This is a genomic window from Streptomyces sp. NPDC001339 (genome assembly GCF_042895955.1).
GTDB lineage: Bacteria > Actinomycetota > Actinomycetes > Streptomycetales > Streptomycetaceae > Streptomyces.
Window position 1 is genome coordinate 622,988 of sequence record NZ_JBIAWT010000004.1, and the last position, 16,004, is coordinate 638,991.

Annotated in this window: 14 protein-coding genes, 1 tRNA gene and 1 pseudogene; 11 read left to right on the forward strand and 5 right to left on the reverse strand. The window is 65.3% G+C overall.

The genetic code is table 11. From position 1 onward, the window contains the following. Nucleotides 1-196 precede the first annotated feature (196 nt). A complete protein-coding gene (locus ACFY12_RS14970; protein ID WP_390716187.1) occupies nucleotides 197-964 on the reverse strand; it encodes a class I SAM-dependent methyltransferase in 768 nt (255 codons plus the stop codon). A gap of 434 nt (nucleotides 965-1,398) precedes the next feature. Here ACFY12_RS14970 and ACFY12_RS14975 point away from each other — a divergent pair, with 434 nt between their 5' ends. The 7 genes from ACFY12_RS14975 to ACFY12_RS15005 all read left to right on the forward strand — a co-directional run bounded on the left by ACFY12_RS14975 (nucleotide 1,399) and on the right by ACFY12_RS15005 (nucleotide 6,780). Next, entirely contained in the window at nucleotides 1,399-2,286 is an 888-nt protein-coding gene (locus ACFY12_RS14975; RefSeq protein ID WP_390716188.1) for an NAD-dependent epimerase/dehydratase family protein, read from the forward strand. A gap of 468 nt (nucleotides 2,287-2,754) precedes the next feature. After that, on the forward strand, nucleotides 2,755-3,234 hold the full coding sequence (locus ACFY12_RS14980) for a hypothetical protein (protein ID WP_390716189.1): 480 nt from the start codon (nucleotides 2,755-2,757) through the stop codon (nucleotides 3,232-3,234). A gap of 400 nt (nucleotides 3,235-3,634) precedes the next feature. Further along, complete coding sequence (locus ACFY12_RS14985; RefSeq protein WP_390716190.1) at nucleotides 3,635-4,552, forward strand: ABC transporter ATP-binding protein; 918 nt, start codon at nucleotides 3,635-3,637, stop codon at nucleotides 4,550-4,552. Further along, nucleotides 4,549-5,445: a hypothetical protein gene (locus ACFY12_RS14990; protein WP_390716191.1), complete on the forward strand. Its 897-nt coding sequence runs from the start codon at nucleotides 4,549-4,551 to the stop codon at nucleotides 5,443-5,445. Before ACFY12_RS14985 ends, ACFY12_RS14990 begins: the two co-directional genes overlap by 4 nt. 83 nt (nucleotides 5,446-5,528) lie before the next feature. Next, entirely contained in the window at nucleotides 5,529-6,005 is a 477-nt protein-coding gene (locus ACFY12_RS14995) for a hypothetical protein (RefSeq protein WP_390716192.1), read from the forward strand. A 245-nt stretch (nucleotides 6,006-6,250) separates the two neighbouring features. Beyond that, on the forward strand, nucleotides 6,251-6,535 hold the full coding sequence (locus ACFY12_RS15000; RefSeq protein ID WP_390716193.1) for a hypothetical protein: 285 nt from the start codon (nucleotides 6,251-6,253) through the stop codon (nucleotides 6,533-6,535). A gap of 50 nt (nucleotides 6,536-6,585) precedes the next feature. Next, entirely contained in the window at nucleotides 6,586-6,780 is a 195-nt protein-coding gene (locus tag ACFY12_RS15005) for a hypothetical protein (RefSeq protein WP_390716194.1), read from the forward strand. Between the two features lie 2,532 nt (nucleotides 6,781-9,312). Here the strand turns inward: ACFY12_RS15005 and ACFY12_RS15010 are convergent. Then, nucleotides 9,313-9,936: a DUF4145 domain-containing protein gene (locus tag ACFY12_RS15010; RefSeq protein WP_390716195.1), complete on the reverse strand. Its 624-nt coding sequence runs from the start codon at nucleotides 9,934-9,936 to the stop codon at nucleotides 9,313-9,315. Nucleotides 9,937-10,497: 561 nt separating this feature from the next. Between ACFY12_RS15010 and ACFY12_RS15015 the strand changes: the two genes are divergently transcribed. Continuing rightward, nucleotides 10,498-10,674: a hypothetical protein gene (locus ACFY12_RS15015; RefSeq protein WP_390716196.1), complete on the forward strand. Its 177-nt coding sequence runs from the start codon at nucleotides 10,498-10,500 to the stop codon at nucleotides 10,672-10,674. A 448-nt stretch (nucleotides 10,675-11,122) separates the two neighbouring features. On the opposite strand, the gene ACFY12_RS15020 is transcribed toward ACFY12_RS15015, so the two are convergent. Continuing rightward, complete coding sequence (locus ACFY12_RS15020) at nucleotides 11,123-11,800, reverse strand: GNAT family N-acetyltransferase (RefSeq protein ID WP_390716197.1); 678 nt, start codon at nucleotides 11,798-11,800, stop codon at nucleotides 11,123-11,125. Nucleotides 11,801-12,051: 251 nt separating this feature from the next. On the opposite strand from ACFY12_RS15020, the gene ACFY12_RS15025 reads away from it, so the two are divergent. The 3 genes and pseudogenes from ACFY12_RS15025 to ACFY12_RS15035 all read left to right on the forward strand — a co-directional run. Beyond that, nucleotides 12,052-12,125, forward strand: a tRNA-Met gene (locus tag ACFY12_RS15025). Nucleotides 12,126-12,536: 411 nt separating this feature from the next. Then, nucleotides 12,537-13,430, forward strand: a complete 894-nt coding sequence (locus ACFY12_RS15030; protein ID WP_390716287.1) for a DUF2797 domain-containing protein — start codon at nucleotides 12,537-12,539, stop codon at nucleotides 13,428-13,430. Between the two features lie 734 nt (nucleotides 13,431-14,164). Next, nucleotides 14,165-14,494, forward strand: a pseudogene (locus tag ACFY12_RS15035) (winged helix-turn-helix domain-containing protein); the annotation flags it as partial. A 62-nt stretch (nucleotides 14,495-14,556) separates the two neighbouring features. Here ACFY12_RS15035 and ACFY12_RS15040 read toward each other — a convergent pair. Then, nucleotides 14,557-15,486, reverse strand: coding sequence for a hypothetical protein (locus tag ACFY12_RS15040; protein WP_390716198.1), 930 nt, complete (start codon nucleotides 15,484-15,486; stop codon nucleotides 14,557-14,559). Between the two features lie 11 nt (nucleotides 15,487-15,497). Then, nucleotides 15,498-15,740 carry a hypothetical protein gene (locus tag ACFY12_RS15045; RefSeq protein WP_390716199.1) on the reverse strand — a complete coding sequence of 81 codons (243 nt, stop codon included), beginning with the start codon at nucleotides 15,738-15,740 and terminating at the stop codon, nucleotides 15,498-15,500. Between the last annotated feature and the right edge of the window lie 264 nt (nucleotides 15,741-16,004).

Sequence of the window (16,004 nt, forward strand, 5' to 3'; positions counted from 1 at the left end):
CCACGCCCCCACTCCCCTTCCCGCTCCCCCTTCCCGTGATCGAACATCGGTACGAAAATAAAGCCATGACCAAGCGCAACCGGGCATCAAACACAAGCGAGCCTCGCACCCAACTGGGCACCACGCACCGCCGGAACCACGCACCGCCGGCCTCACACACCGCCAGCCTCACACCGCCGACCTCACACCACCGAGCTCACACACCGCCAGGCTTCCGAGCCTCGATCAAGAACCGCGTCGTATGCGCCACGAACGACCCGTCCCTCCGGATCAACGCATCCAACTCCCGCAACCGATCCCGGTATTCCTCCACGGTGAACCCCGGAACCATCCACACCACCTTCCGCAGAAAGTAGATGACCGCCCCGATATCGAAGAACTCGGTCCGCAGCGACTCGGCACGCAGATCGACGACCTCCAGCCCGGCCGCCTCCGCCGCCCGGCGCGCATCGTCAGGATGCCGGGCCCGCCGCACCTCCTCCGGCTGCGGCCCCAAGAAGAACTCCACCAGCTCGAACACACTCGCCGGGCCGACCTGTTGGGAGGAGTACGTACCGCCCGGCCGCAGCACGCGAGCGATCTCCTCCCACCACACCGTCACCGGATGACGACTCGTCACCAGATCGAAGGCCGCGTCACCGAACGGCAGTGGCGGCTCATCCGCATCGGCCACCACCACCGCGCCGAGCGGATGCAACAGCGCAGTGGCCTTGGCGACGTTCGGCGGCCAGGACTCGGTGGCAACCATCACCGGCGGCAGCTTCGCCGCCCCGGCGAGCACCTCCCCGCCGCCCGTCTGGATGTCCAGTGCCGCCGACACCTGCGCCAGCCGCTCCGCCATCGCCCGCTGATACCCCCACGAGGGCCGCTCCTCCGTGGCCCGCCCCTCCAGCCACGAGAAGTCCCACCCCTCGACGGACACGGCCTCCGCCTCGGCCACCAATTCCTCAAACGATCGCGTCATACCTCCACAGTCGCCGCAACACCACCACCCCGCCAGCGAATTTCCCCCCAACGATCACCCATCATCATCACGATGACGCTCCGGCATTCCCATGAGCCTCTCTGAGTGCCTCTGGTCCCCCTCCGAGCGCCTCACCTGCCCCGACCTCGTCGACACCTGTGGAGAGCTGCCGATTCGGGCGTCAATGCCCCTGGGAGAGGCAGGGACAGAGACTGGGGGAGGCGGGCACAGGTACTGGGACAGGGACAGACAGGGACAGGGACGAGGGCTGGGACTGGGACAGGTACTGGGACTGGCCCCGCCCCTTCAGGGCATGGCCCGGTCCAGTCCGGTCCGATGGTGCGCGGCTTCCTCTGATCGGTTCCTCGAGGGGATGGCAGAATCAGGATGTGCGCACCGAGCGGCGGAGCAGAGCCCCTGCTGGGGTGGTTGTGGTGACGGGGAGTTCGGGCCGGGTCGGATCGGCCCTGGCGGCGGCTTTCGACGCGGCCGGCTGGGTGGTCCGCGGCGTGGACCGGGTGCCCGGCCGCTGGACGAGTGCCACCGGAGACCTGCGAGACCGGCGTGTGCGGCGGGCCGCCTTGGAGTCGGCCGATGTCCTGATCCACGCCGCCGCGCTGCACGCCCCGCACGTCGGACGCCTGGCCGATGAAGAGTTCCGCACCGTGAACGTCGGCGTGACCGCGGAACTGCTCGACGACGCTGCCCACTTCGGCGTCCGGCGTGTTCTCTACATCAGCAGTACGAGCGTCTACGGACACGCCCTGGTGCCCACCGACCGCGCGGTCTGGGTGGACGAGCAGCTCACGCCGCTCCCCCGGGACATCTACGACGAGACCAAACTGGCCGCCGAGGACCTGGTCGCCGCCTGCGGCATCTCCTCGGTCACGCTGCGCATAGCGCGATGCTTTCCGGAGCCCCTGCCTGTGCTGGCCCGCCACCTGCTGCACCGGGCGGTCGACGTGGCCGACGTCGCGGCGGCGGGGGTCCTCGCCGCACAGCACACCAGGGTGACCGGCAGGTTCAACATTTCCGGGCCGCACCCGTTTCACCGCGAGGACTGCGTTGCCCTTCACCGCGACGCAGGCGCGCTCCTCGCCCGTCGAGCTCCGGGCGTCTCCGAGGCATTCCGCGACCGGGGGTGGCCAGTGCCCGATCGCCTGGACCGGGTGTACGACTCGACCGCCGCCGCGAACGCCTTCGGATACCGCCCTGTTCGCGGAATCCGGCAACTCCTGAGCGCTGCCGCTGACGGCACCGTCGGCTCTGCCGGCACTGACGGCACTGACGGCACTGACGGCGCTGACGGGCAGAACTCATGAGTGATCCGACCGCAGCCCCGCCTGGCGCGAGGCGACCGCCGCAGAGCGCATGGCTGAAGCACTGATCTCAGACGCGGTCGGATTCGTTTCTCTCGCCTGGAGCGGCCGTGGACGCCATACACACCGTCAAGGTTGCCTGGATGGCCGAGCAATAAAAGATGGCGGGACCATTTAACTCACCTTCAATCGAAATCCGACCCCAATTGCCAGGAGGTATGGGCGTTTTGACGGGGATTAAAGCGCCAAATCGGGCGCACCCTTAAATACTGCCCAGTAAGTGATCCAGCTCACCGCAGTGCATTTTGGATCTGGCACACGGAGTGACTTAACGTTGCGGCAGCTCGCCCGGCCTGACCAGCCAAGTGGCCGAGGTGAAGAACCAGGGGGAGAAGGAACGGGGGCCGTTCAGTTTCCACGCCAAGCGGCGTATCCGTATGCCCTCTCCCCCCGACTACAGGGGAAGTGTACGTGAAGCACAACTACATCCGCATAGCTGCCGCTACCGCTATGGCCGGTGTCGCCTTCGGCATCGCCGCTCCTGCGGCCGGCGCCGCCGAATCGCACCGTGTCGCCGCTTCGGCTCCCGTTTCCGCGGCGGAACTCGCAACGCTGAAGGCCGCGAACCCGGCGTCTGCCACCAACGGCGAAGCCGAGATCACCCCGCAGCAGCTCACCGAAATGACTGCGCTCGCAAAGGCCGCCGAGTCGGAGAGCGGCGATCAGCACCGGGTCAAGAGGGCTGCGGGCGGCAAGCTCGGCAGCCTTATCGCCCTGCTGAAGAAGTCGCCGGGGCTGATGAAGGCAGCGGTGAACGCGGCGAAGAAGGGCGCTCGCTCCTTCGAGGGCTGGGTGAACAGCCTGTCCAACTGGAACCCGGTCAAGTGGGCCATCAAGGCCACTCCCGAGTACATCATGTTCCAGCTCATTGACTATCTCGCCCACCTTTAATCAGATGCATGGTCTGAAACTCTAAGCCCCTGCCAACGGGCGCCGCTTGCCCTCCCAGGCGATACTCCGAGTTTTGGACCACCATCGAAAAAAGCTCCTCCCGGGAACTCCGGGAGGAGCTCATTTAGCATAGAGGTGAAAATGAAAAAGACTCGCGAGCAGATCGTTTCTGACAACATGTGGGGCTCTTCGGCGCTTTTCTGCATGGCTGCCTTTATAGCGTTCGTCCTTGTTCGCACCGAGTCTGCTGTGCAAGTTGGATGGATTCTGTACTGCTGCGGATGGGTGCCCTCGGCCTGCATGGCCGTATGGTGTGCGGCACGGCGTAAGTCCCCTGGTGTCGGCGGGGTGTTCGCGCTCAGTCTCCTCACGGTGTTCGGGTTGCTGTCCTGGTTGACACATGGGTGAGCCGAACCATAGGCCGAAATTGCTGAGTGCCCGCGATCTGACGAAGGACTTCCGGGGGCGTCGTGTGCTCTCCGGGGTCTCCTTGGAACTGACCCCAGGAATGGTCACCGGCTTTCTGGGCGCGAATGGGGCAGGCAAGACCACGGCTATCCGTATGATGCTCGGCTTGTTGCCGGGAGCCGGTGAAACCTTCTTCATGGGTCGGCCACTCACGGCATGGCGCGACCCGGCCCGGATCGTCGGAGCGGCCCTGGGGGGCATTGCCGGCCACCCCAAACACACCGTGCGGTCACACCTTCGCATGGTGGCTGCCGGCATGGGTGTTCCCCATGTGCGCGTGGATGAAGTGCTGGACCGGGTCGGGATGCGAGAAGCCGAAGCACTGCATCTCGGACGGCTGTCTTTGGGAATGGCACAGCGCATAGGAATCGCGCAGGCGCTCCTCGGAGACCCGCGCATACTGATCCTTGACGAACCTGCCAACGGACTCGACCCACACTCCATTCATTGGCTGAGGAACCTGCTTCGGTCGTTTGCCGACGACGGACGGGCTGTACTCATATCCAGCCATCAACTGGCTGAGCTGGGCCAGTTGGTTGATGACATCGTCGTGCTTGCACGTGGTCAAGTGATAGCCAGGAAAACCATCGAGGATCTCGGCAGCGCAGTGCACAGCCGAGTCACGGTGCAAAGCCCGGCCTTGGACCGCCTGCAACCCCTCGTAGAAGGGAAGGGCGGGACTCTTCGTCTCGTATCCGAGGGAAATGCAGAGGTCACCGGACTCACACGGTTCCAGGTCGGGGACCTGGCAGCTGAACACTCTTTGCCTCTGCACTGGCTGGGAGAGAGCCAGCCCACGTTGGAAGATTTCTACCTGTCCGTTGCCGAGCAGGAGTTCAAGGTGCAATGAGACCGATTGAGTCCGCCGAAACACCTACCATCACCCGCGAGCCGGTAGTCCCGGAGATGCCCCCTGCCGGGAGGGCGCTCAGCCGGGCACTGAGATTCGAGTACCTGAAGCTCAGGGGGCTACGGTCCACCTGGATCGTCCTGGCGGTTCTGGCGGGTTTCAGTCTCCTGAACGGTGTGCTGCTGCCGACGGAATCGACTTCCCCGGAGGGCGGGGGCAGGAAATTCCTCGAAGTTGCCCGTCTTGTGGACACCCTTGAGTTCAACCCGACGGCAATGCAACTCCCCATGACTGCCTGGCTGTTGGTCTTCACTCTCGGGACCGGATCAGTCACCTCCGAATTCGGGTACCGGCTGGCACGGACAACGTGGCTGACCGTTGGAAGCCGCAGAGACGCGTACGTGGCGAAGCTCATCGTCGGAGCGACCGGAGCTCTTGTGGCAACGGGACTCAGCCTCGCTCTGAGTGCCGCAACGGGCGCTGTATCTCTGGCCGTGGTAGGGGTGACTCCACCTGATTGGGCGGCCGCGCTGGCACCGCTGTTGCGATACCTGCTGGTCATGGCATGTCTTCCCGTACTGGCCGCAGGCCTGGCCGCGCTGGTGCGTGGCCGCGTAGCGTCAGCCCTGGCTCTCAGCCTGTGGCCGCTCTTCGTCGAACGGATCGTCGGCTTCGCCCTTGAACGGATCCCGGGCGCAGGCGACGTATCGAGCTGGCTCCCCTTCGCAGCAGCCCGAGCGGCGATGAACGGCGCTGGGACAGCCGACGATTTCACCATGGCGCTCATCGGAAGCGACCTGTCACCCGGAGTAGCCCTGTCGGTTTTCTGCACATACACCCTTGTTATCGCAGGGTGCGGGTGGCTGGTCTACCAGCGCCGGGAGGCCCCGTAATGGCGTGAAAAGCACGACTCTGTGTGACGTCTCAGGCCAGGCCAGCAGTCCGGCTCTCGCACGGCACGAGGCATGATGAGCGCATGGCCAATGAAGAGAACGCCCGCTTCACGCTGCCGCGGGGAGCGACAGGCTTCTTCCGGCCCAAGGAAGGCCCGCTTCCCGAAACCGACCTGCGGGCCTTCCGTACCGCTCTGTACGGTGCTGCCCGCTCCGCCGGAGGCAGGGTGGGTGAGGTGGAAGAACAGGCGTACCCGCGCACGTTCCACACCGCATCGGTCATCGGTGACACGGACGAGACCATCGTCCTGTGTCACGCCTATCACCCCTGGATCGCCTTCGTCCGGGAATGCCCGGCTTGGTGCAGCCCAGAGTTTCTCACTCCACCACCGTGGGCTCAGGCCTTCGTCCACGCAGGGTTCGTGGTCCTCGATGACGACCAGCTCTCCACACCCCTCTCTGATGTGGACACCTCAGTACTGGACGATGTGCAATGGCGCGAGATTCGTTACTACGGCATCACCACGCTGGGCGGAGTGCTCTTCAACGCGTGGGACTGATGGCAGAAAGCCTCTGAGGCCAGTCGCCGAGAAAGTCGTGGCACCGACGCCAGCACCCCCACATGCAACCCTTTTCCGGTACGGCACAAGTGGGCCAAGAGGAGGTCGGATGCCCGAAGCCAGCCCGAGAGGGATTCGATCAGCCCTCGGCACAGCGGGCAGAGGAAGACGAGAGGCTGACGCGGGCGAGCACCCACGCGTACGGTAAGCGGGAAGGAACGCGACGATCGCGGGAGGCTCAGGCCGTGAGTGACCAGACCTGGACCATCGAATCTATCTGTGAGGCGCTCGGCAGCCCGTCGGCGAAGCAGCGGTTCCTCAGCGAGATCAATCGGGCCTCGGTGCACGAGATCGTGACGGTGTTCGCAAAGTGGCAGGCCATCGCGGCCGGCATGGCGGCAGCGGCCGAGCGCGGCAGGGAGCTGGCTCGCGTCGAGGCTCAGACCGGAGAGATGCCCGGTGAGTGGATCGACGTAACCGATCGCATCCGCGACGAAGCCGCATCTGCTCGAACGCGTGGCGTCGCCTGATCGTCTTCCGTCTCAAGTACGGCCCTGACACAGAAGCCGTCCACAACGCCATGCCGCCGGACGCCAGTGTCCGGCTCTCCTACGCCCTCGCTGCCGTCTGCGACGACCTCTTCGCGGCGACCGAACCGTACGGAGAGGACGACGGCGTCGTCCGTTCCCTTACGACCGAGCACGCGATCGCCGTCCTCTTGATCGGGCACCAAACCAAGGTCATTACGGTGTTACAGCTGAGCTATGCGGGCTGACTGAGACGGAACATTGTCCCCGAGGCCCCAGCGAGCCGTCCCCGAGATCCACGCGGCCGGTCATCGGACCGAGTAGCGGCTCAGCGCCGCAGGGGCGGCCAGTCGTCAGCCGAGGTAGGACGCGGTGCGCAAGCCGTTTAGGGCACTGGTCCACGGGCGGTCCACAGGGCCCCCTGAGGGGCCCACGCTCGCACCGCCGTGAGAAGGCATACACGCCCGGAGGCTGTGTGAAGTAGCTCGGTCTGGTCATTGAACGCCTTCACCATGGATTCGCTGACGCTGCCGGCTGAGTCGATACAGCTCAACAGCTCGTCGTACCCGTCGGCCATCGATGGTGCTACCGCGAGCGGGCCACCCCTCAACTCCCTGTCTGTGACGCCGAGAAGCTGGCGCAGGATTGCCGCGTAGCGGTCCGAGATGGTGCTCTTGCCGTTCGCCCACTCGGACACGTACATATGCAGACTCGCGGTTGAGGAGACGTCGGTGACCTACCGTCAGGCGTACTGCTCGATTTCGCGCACCAGTCGCTCCTGAGACGAGCCACGCGCCGTTCGCGCGCTCCGAAGTCCTGTGTTCACAGGCCACCGCCCGGCGATAGGTCCACCCACTGGCCTTCCCAGCATGCCTCGCATCGCTGCAGGTCAACAGGGGTTAACAGGCGGGAAGGCTGCTGGGTCTCCCATGGGAAACCCGAGTCTGCCTGGGGCGGAGCGGCGCGAGCAGCTACGGGACGGCCGTGCTTGGCCGGAGGTTGGCCGCGCGCTCCTTCGCATGGCCGACGCGAGCCGCGACGCTCAGCACGGCTGCCTCCACACTTCGCGGATGAAGATCCAGCGACAGGACACCACCGTCGAAGATCTAGACAACCTTGTGGCCCTCCGCAGGGCTAGGAGTCCCAGTCCATCGCGAGAAGTCGCCCGATCTCCACCAGGCCCTGCGGAGAGACCGGCGCCTGAGATTCACACAACCGTATTCGCACGCCTACTGAGAACGCATAGTTTGGCGTGGAGAGTAAGACCGCTGCGCTGGGAATTCACCGGGCTCCCAGGGCTGCCCGCAGCACGGACACTTAAAAGTGCCCGCTGGGTCATACTCGAAAGGACCTACTCTGACCATTCGTCGCTCCTTAGCAGCAACAAACAGGCACAAAGCCCCGTGAAACTCTTTAATCAGGTCTTCACGCTCCAACTTCCTTTGGTTCTCTAGGCCGACTCTCCACCAGACCACTCCTGCGGGATCGAAATAAGTACCGCAATGCTTATTGACAATCTTAACAACGCGCGACAAATCTGCGTTGACTACTTCTTCGTGACACCCTCGAACAAATGCCTCCAAGATTTCATGGGGCGACGGAGGGCGATAGTTACTATCGTCGGACAGATAGGTAACGGGGCCACGCGACTCCCAAATTAGACCCTTGATCCACCACTGCTCTCGGTCGGGCCGCAGGAACGCACCCGCACGGCGATTGGTTTTAAAGTACGTAGAGCAAACTACGTCATGCATCCGATCGGCCACCCGCTGCACGTTACGAACATCCCCTTCCCGAAGATAACGATGCCCGTATACTTCTCTTGCGATTTTTCGCCAACTCACAGACGCGGGATACGGCTCAACGGTAGTAGCCTGCTCAAGAACCTGTCTGATGGCAGCTTGAACTGGGGCATGTCGACTCATGCCAATTTAGGGTACGGCTGCATATCCATATGACGAAGGCGACACATCGCTTCCCACTACGCCGCCTCTGAATTTTCGTCGCCTGTCACACAACATCGCACCACCGACTCATCAGACCATGGGATTCGGACGGCTTCTCGCCAGATAGTCACATGGCCGACCTCAACGTCGCGCCCCTGCTCCAGATAGACCGTCTGCCCATATTCCCGAGCTTCAGCAGCAGCCTGGATTCGCCGGGCCAATCGCGGAATGCGAAGTTCTCCAGGACTCCCCATGCATGCCCACGACTGAGCCCCGGCAGCTGCCACGGGGTAATCCGCTCGACGCTTTGTCCCGCCCCAAAGCAGCGCCGGACCGAGCAGAAACCCCGCAGGCCGGCACCATCACCGCCACCCTCCACCAAACCGGCCACCAGTCACCTACCGCTAGACCAGCGATCCAGGCCGCCGGCGTACGTGGCTCAAGGGCGGGCCAGGCGAGGATCCCCGATGGCGGCGAGAAAAGTGCGAGTGGGACGTGGTGAGGAGGCAGGTGGGGGCGGGGACTGGCGGCGCTCCGAGATTTTAAGGTCTGACCCTTGGGGCGAGCCTCTAAGAAGAAGGGGGTCCACATCGGGCTATTGTGGGCAGGTCAGGAGCCTGCCCGATTCGCAGACCAGCGTAAGGGACCCCTTCTCTCACCCCAAGGACCAGACCTCAAACTCTCTCCACACCACCAGCGTGGAGATACGCAGGCCCGAACTTCGGCACCCATTCGCACCGTGAGATGAGAGGCTGCAGCCAAGTAGCACGAGTGGCTTCTCCGCGTTAATTGACTAACACCTTGAGCCTGTGAAGCAGGAGCCCGGCGAGCGCCTCACGGGGAAGTCTTTGCTGCTTGGCGCCTGGCAGCCCGCGCCGCCGCCATGCGTTGCCGCTGTGCGGGTTGCACGTAAAGAACGAAGACAGCTTCGTTAATCAACTCGGCTACATCTGCGATCTCTTCTGCCGAATATGCCAATCCGTCATGAACGGCATCATTTCCGACTGCTCGTGCCTCATGGAACGCTTCCACGATATTCTGTGGAACCCCCTGAGTTGCCAAGGAAGTGATGCGAGCATGCAAGTTTCCCCCGGTGGCTCCCTGCTCCTTGGCGATCTGTTCCACAACTGCCCGATAACCCGCCCCCGCTAGTCGGTAAGCCCCTGCCGCTTCTGCCAGCGCGGCCTCCCTGAACACCTCACGCACCAACGGTGGCGCGTCTGAAGATACCTGTCGCGGTTGCAGATCCGACGCCGGATACACGCGTGTGAGGTCAGCAGTCTCATAACGGGCATTGGAATCAATGATTGCGGGATTGATCACCTTCCATAAGAAGAGGGAGTTACCCGAACAATAGTCACAGGCCAAAGTGACGGTAAACAGAGTGAGGTTCCGTTTTGCACCATCTGACATTGTCTGAGTCAGGGCTTGAAGCTCTTTGCGTTGAGATATGTCCATCGACGTATTCATTGCGCAGTGTGGGCAGCAGAGGTAGACCTGACGTTTAAAAGTCCTAAACGTAGATGTGTTATCGGCTGGGAGCTCAAGCTCGGTGAGCTGATCAGATAGCGCACGCACAGTTGGACGGTAGCTTATGGCCCCTCATCCGTCATGTGGTTTCGGTATACGCCTCCCCGGGGGCCCAGCTCGGCATCTAGCTGTACAGCAGTGAAGTGCAGCAACCGTGACGACTTCCGGCGACTGTCGTTGCCCCTTATAGGCCGGGTGATCAGCCGGGATGGCCCCACCAACCTTTCCGCATGTAGTTCGCAACGAGGGCCTGTGGCACGGTCTGCGGGCCGTGCCACTCTCGTGCCAGAACGGGCGGGGTCTCACGGGGAACCGCGGTACGGTACGGCACTCAGCGCCAGACGCGCCCGAGACCGCAAAGCCGCTGGTTACCCGAGCATCTGGCCAACCTCGCTCCTAAAGCGGTGGTCAGCCCACACGGCCCGGTTCCCAGTAGCTGGCTCCCTCGACAGTGGACCCGCACGGTGGCGCGTCGGATAGCTTGCTGGCATGCCGGATGACATTGTTCTGCGCCTCGACCGCGCCAGCGCCGAGGATCTGCACGAGGTGCTGTGGCTTGTAAGTGAGCACATTGCCGCCGGCGCTCCCATCCCGGATCTGCCTACCGAGGCTAACGAACGGCTGGGGCGAGTGATCAGCTCGTTGCGTGACTCGCTGGGCAAGTGATGGTCCTAGTGGCACAGCCTGCGAGATGAGCTGTACAGCAGCGAAGTACAGCAACCGCAGCAACCGCTTACGCCCTGCAGTGGCCCTCAAAGCCCGGGCAGCAGCCTCAATGACCGTAAAAACGGCCGATTTATATAGAGCTACGGATCAGAAGGTTGCAGGTTCGAATCCTGCCGAGCGCACAGCAGGTCAAAGCCCCCACCGGGATCGTCCGGAGGGGGCTTTGTCGTGCCGTTCATGCCGTTGCGTGCCGTGCAGCAGTGAAATGCAGCAACCGGGTCAGCCGCCGGCCAAGGCTTGATCCGGCGACGGCGAGGCTTGGGCACCTTCACCGTGAGATCACTCAACGACCCGCCCCCCGAATCTGCACCGTCCCCACATGCATGGCCGCAGCCGTCCACTGGATCACTGGATCATGGGTGATGGCTCATGGCTCATGGCTCATGGCTCATGGCTGTGGAGGTGTGGGGTTTGTGGGGAGGCGGAGCATGGACCAGGTGCGGGGGCCGTTGCCGGGGAGGTGGAGGGCGGCGGTGATCTGGAAGCCGAGGCGTTCGTAGAAGCGGACGTTGCCTTCGTCGGAGGTTTCGAGGTAGGCCGGTACGCCCTCCTGTTCCGCCGCGGTGATGCCCGGCCGGATGACCGCTCGGCCCAGGCCGCTCCCCTGGCGGTCCGGGGTGACGCCTATGGTGCCGAGGAACCATGCCGGTTCGGTCGGCCGGTGCGGCAGGAGGGCTGCCTCTGCCTCCTCGTATGCCTTGAGGCGGTCGCCCGCCAATACGGCGAATTCCGGTGCGAGTTCGGCGAATACGGCGTCGGTGTCCACCGTTTTCGGGGTCGTCCAGACGGCTACCGCATCACCGTCGTCGGCGACCCAGACGCGGCCGTGCGCCAGGCCGACACGGGTCAGGAAGAGCTCCTGGAAGCGCTCCATGCGGTGTATGTGGTCGGCGGCGTCCACGGTGTGCCGGGTCCATGGGTAGTTGGCGAAGGCCTGGCCCAGTGTCCGGACGGCGCGGGGGACGTCTTCGAGGGTGGCCGGCCGGACGATGATCTCGGCGGGCGTCGTGGCTTCGGGGCTGGTTTCGGGGCCGGCTTCTGGGGTGGCGTGGTGGTTCCCGGTCATGGGTGGCCTCCGCTCCGTGACGTGCGGGATGTACGCGTCGGGATTGCGATGTTGGGCTGTTATGGGACAGTAGGGCCACTTCCGGGATGTGCGGCTGTGAGGTGGAGAGAATGCGCCACTGCCGGTCGGGTCCGGTGACCCGGCCCGCCCCTCCCCCCCCGCTACGTGACGCTGTTCTCAGAGCCCGTCCCTCTGGGCGGGAGAAACGATTAGGCGTATGGGTGGCAGTCGCGTAAGGTGAGGGCTACCGACGCGGGGTGGAGCAGCTCGGTAGCTCGCTGGGCTCATAACCCAGAGGTCGCAGGTTCAAATCCTGTCCCCGCTACTGATGCCGTAGGCCCAGTGGACTGATGTCCGCTGGGCCTACGGCTTTTTGCGCTGCCTATGCTGCCTATGCTTTCTGGGCTTTCTGGGCTCTCTCTGGCTCCCTGCGACTTTCTCTGGCTCTCTGCGGCTCTCTGCGGCTCTCTGTGGGCTCTGCGGTCTCTGTGTCAGTGGGGGGTCGTACGCTGGCGAGGTGTGGCGATGTACGGGGCCGCGCTGGTCAGGTGATAGGTCGGCGGACAGGTCAGGTGCCGAGGCCGCGGCGGGAGTGAAGGCCGTGCCGAGGCCGGTGGCGGTGATGGGACCGGTGCCGGGGCCGGGGCCGGGGCCGGAGTCGGAGTCGGGGCCGGAGGGGCGCTTCGCGCAGCGGCTCGGCTGGTACTGCGTCGAGCGCGGGGAGGCGCGCGTCAGCATGCTGCCCGTGGGCAAGCGGCTGGCGTTCGCCGCGCTGGGGGAGCGGCGGTGCTTGGGGGTGCGGCGGGCCGGTCGTTGGATCGTGTGCCCGTATGCGGCGGTGCTCGACGGGGCGAGCGCCAAGGATCAGTGTGCGCGCTGTGCCCAGCTGGACCGTTCGCGGTCGGTGGCCGCCGACACGATGGCCGACGATCCGCGTCCGTACGGCGTCTACCTCGCGTACTTCGGCCCCGGTCTGCTCAAGGTGGGGATCACGGCGGTCGAGCGCGGGCCGGCGCGCCTGGTGGAGCAGGGGGCGGTGGCGTACGCGTGGCTGGGGCGCGGGCCCCTGATGGCGGCGCGGCGGACGGAGGCGCTGCTGGGGAGCGCGCTGGCGGTGCCCGACCGGTTCGGGAAGGCGGCGAAGCGGGCGGCGCGCGGGGGGCTGCCGCCGGTGTCCGAGCGGATCGCCGAGCTCGCCCAACTGCATGATGCGGCACGAGGGTTGGTGGGCTGGCCCGAGACGCTGACGCCCGTGGAGTTCGCCTGCACGGACCATACGGAGTTGTTCGGCCTCGACCGGATTCCGTGCGAGGCGGTGGAGTTGGGCGGACTGACAGCGGGTGCGGAGATCGTGGGGGAGGTGCTGACCGGGGTGGGGTCGGATGTGTATCTGCGGCTGGCGGGGACGGAGGGCGCCGGCGGGGCGGTTGCGGTGCTGGATACGTGGATGTTGTCGGGGTGGGCGCTGGGGGCGGCTACGGGGCGGACGACGACTGTCCCGGTGCGGGATGCAGTGCGTGGGGTGGGGGAGCGGCAGGCCCCTCGGCACGATCGGCAGGGGTATCGGCAGGGGAGTCAGGGCGGGAGGGGGGAAGCTCGACGGGAAGGTAGGCAGGAGGGGCTGTTCTGACGGCCTGGGGGAGGGTGAGGGACAGCGGCACGGCGAGGGGGCGAGGAGACGGGGCGAGGAGACGGGGGACGGGGTGGCGGAGGGGGATGAGCAGGTCGCGGCGTTCTGGCAGGAGTTGGGGCTGCCGGGGCTGATCGATGTGCATATGCACTTAAGTCCCCTCGTTTACGAGGGGGAGTAGTCACATCCCCTACGGGTACGCCCATGTGCTGGAGGCGCTGACGCGGATGGGGATGGGGGAGGAGTGGCTACGAGATACGAGGCGTGTGTTACGGAAATGCGGCGCGGTTGTTCGGGGTTGGAGGAGGCTTCCGGCTCCGGGGGTGATCAGGTGTAGAGGGAGAGAAAGCGCAGGTCGGGGTGATTGTCAGTGGTGGGTGCCATGCTTGGGGAGTGGTGATCGACCTGGACCGCGCGGGGGGGGGCGGCCCAGGCCGGTCGCGGACAGGAATTCGGGGGCCGTGCAGGTGGGATCGGGGGAGAACTAAGGGGGGTTCGGGAGCTGGAGGAGCCAGGCTATGGAGGGTTTCTGAGGGTTTCTGTAGGGGGATTTTCGGGAGGGGGCAGGAGGGGCGTTCTCAGGAGATTCACAGGAAGGTGCAAGGGAGTTCTCACGGGGGTGAGCCAAGGTCAGCGGTATGACCGTGACCTCTTTGTCCTCAGCGTCCATCCGTGTGCCGGGCTCGGCCGCGTCGTCCAGGGGTGCGTCCACGCAGCAGTCGGAGCGGTTGCTACGGGCTGGAGCGACGGCCGGACGGAGCGATGCGCGGCTGACGGTGGGCGATCTGGTGCTCGACGAGGACAGTCATGAGGTGTGGCGGGACGGCCAGGAGATTCATTTGACGGCCACCGAGTTCGAGTTGCTGCGTTACCTGATGCGCAATCCGCGCCGGGTGCTGAGCAAGACGCAGATCCTCGACCGGGTGTGGAGCTATGGCTTCAGGGGGCAGGCGAACGTCGTGGAGTTGTACATCTCGTATCTGCGGCGGAAGATCGACGCGGGGCGGGCACCGATGATTCACACCCGCCGGGGGGCGGGCTACCTGATCAAGCCGGGGGAGTAGGTGGGCAGGCGGGAGGAGCACCGCCCGGCCTGTGCGGCACGGACGGCGCTCCCATGGGCGGGTCAGTTTCCGTGTGGGGCGACTGGGTGTGGGTCCGGCGGAAGGACTTGATGCAGCAGTCGGCCTGCCCATCGCCGCCACTGTGCCGACCTGGCTGGTCGGCCGGCCCGGTGAGCGGTGGTCACGGTCACCGTCCTGGGGCGGCGTGGTACGGCGCCCGGTGCCGCCGGTTGTGGGTCTGTCTCTGGTCCGTGCGCTGTCTGCTCGATCTGCTCCATCTGTGTTGTCTGCTCGATCTTCGTTGTCATCGCTGTCTGCGCTGTTCGTGCTGTCCGTGCTGTCTGTGCTGTCTGTGTCTGTGCTCTCTGTCCGATGGTGGGTGTGGGGCGCCCGCGCCGGTGAGCGTCGGCGCGTTCGCGTGCCTGCTCCCATAGCAGGGCCTGGGGAGTTCCGGGTTCCACTCCTCCGCATACCCTCACGAAGGTGAGCAGCAGGGCCTTGGACGGCATCCGTTTGCCGCTGAGGACCGCGCCCAGAGAGCTGCGCGGCAGGAAGCTGACGCCGTTCTCGGTGGCCGCCAGCTCCAGCTCCCGCAGCGTCTTGTTGCCGTGGGCGAACCGCAGAGCGCGCATGGCGTCGAGCAGTTCGATCGGTTCGCAGATGTACTGCGGTGGCAGCACGGTACGGCGGCGCCGAGGCCGGGCGCCCGGTGTGGCGGTAGCGGTGTGTGCCTTCTTCCACAGGCGCTCGGCGTGCCGTACGTCGCCGCCGCACACCCGGACGTAGTCCTGGACGACCGCCCAGGCGGGCAGCCGGTTGCCACGGTCGGCTTGGAAGAACCGCAAGTGAGGGACCGGCTGGTCAGGTTGGAGAGTCGCAAGACGCGCCATCTGGCGATAGCTCACCCCCGAGCGCCGGCGCAGTGACCGAAGCCACTGCGCCAGCTCAGCTGCGGGGGTGTGCGTCGCCAGGGCGCTGGTGTCGCACCCCATGACGCTCTCCCCTATACGCGTACGCGGTGTGCGGCGAACACGGCGACCGTCCGGCGGATGAGCTCCACCGACAGCAGGCTGCCGACGGTGATCGTCGCGATGACGGTCTCCAAGTGCTGCCCCCAGGCCGCCAGTCCAGCGGTAAGGCCCAGGACCACCACGATGATGACCACGGCCGGAGCCGGCAGCAGCGGGCTGCTACTCCTGGCCGGACGCTGCACGCACGAGGCGTGCGCGGACGCGCGTTTGTTCATTTGTTCTCCTCGGTCGTTGCCACTCGACGCGAGGCCCGTATACGAGGATCCCCCGGCCTTGCAGAGCCGGAGGATCCAGAGCCTCATCGGACACCTTCCTGCCCCGCACCCACGCGGTAAAGCCAGTTCCGGTTCCCCCGTTTCATCGTGTCCCGCCTCGTCGTGACCGGCCGTCGGGACGAAGTCCCAGGCCATCAGGGGCGCCGGACACCGGGTGTTTCGCGGTGACTGGCGAGGTCCCACTTCCGCCCGCCGGGAAGCCTT

Excerpts from the sequence above, each read along its gene's own strand:
- ACFY12_RS14970 (WP_390716187.1), bottom strand. The coding sequence starts at position 964 with ATGACGCGATCGTTTGAGGAATTGGTGGCCGAGGCGGAGGCCGTGTCC.
- ACFY12_RS14985 (WP_390716190.1), top strand. The coding sequence starts at position 3,635 with ATGGGTGAGCCGAACCATAGGCCGAAATTGCTGAGTGCCCGCGATCTG.
- ACFY12_RS14990 (WP_390716191.1), top strand. The coding sequence starts at position 4,549 with ATGAGACCGATTGAGTCCGCCGAAACACCTACCATCACCCGCGAGCCG.
- ACFY12_RS14995 (WP_390716192.1), top strand. The coding sequence starts at position 5,529 with ATGGCCAATGAAGAGAACGCCCGCTTCACGCTGCCGCGGGGAGCGACA.
- ACFY12_RS15005 (WP_390716194.1), top strand. The coding sequence starts at position 6,586 with ATGCCGCCGGACGCCAGTGTCCGGCTCTCCTACGCCCTCGCTGCCGTC.
- ACFY12_RS15010 (WP_390716195.1), bottom strand. The coding sequence starts at position 9,936 with ATGGACATATCTCAACGCAAAGAGCTTCAAGCCCTGACTCAGACAATG.
- ACFY12_RS15015 (WP_390716196.1), top strand. The coding sequence starts at position 10,498 with ATGCCGGATGACATTGTTCTGCGCCTCGACCGCGCCAGCGCCGAGGAT.
- ACFY12_RS15020 (WP_390716197.1), bottom strand. The coding sequence starts at position 11,800 with ATGACCGGGAACCACCACGCCACCCCAGAAGCCGGCCCCGAAACCAGC.
- ACFY12_RS15030 (WP_390716287.1), top strand. The coding sequence starts at position 12,537 with ATGCTGCCCGTGGGCAAGCGGCTGGCGTTCGCCGCGCTGGGGGAGCGG.
- ACFY12_RS15040 (WP_390716198.1), bottom strand. The coding sequence starts at position 15,486 with ATGGGGTGCGACACCAGCGCCCTGGCGACGCACACCCCCGCAGCTGAG.
- ACFY12_RS15045 (WP_390716199.1), bottom strand. The coding sequence starts at position 15,740 with ATGAACAAACGCGCGTCCGCGCACGCCTCGTGCGTGCAGCGTCCGGCC.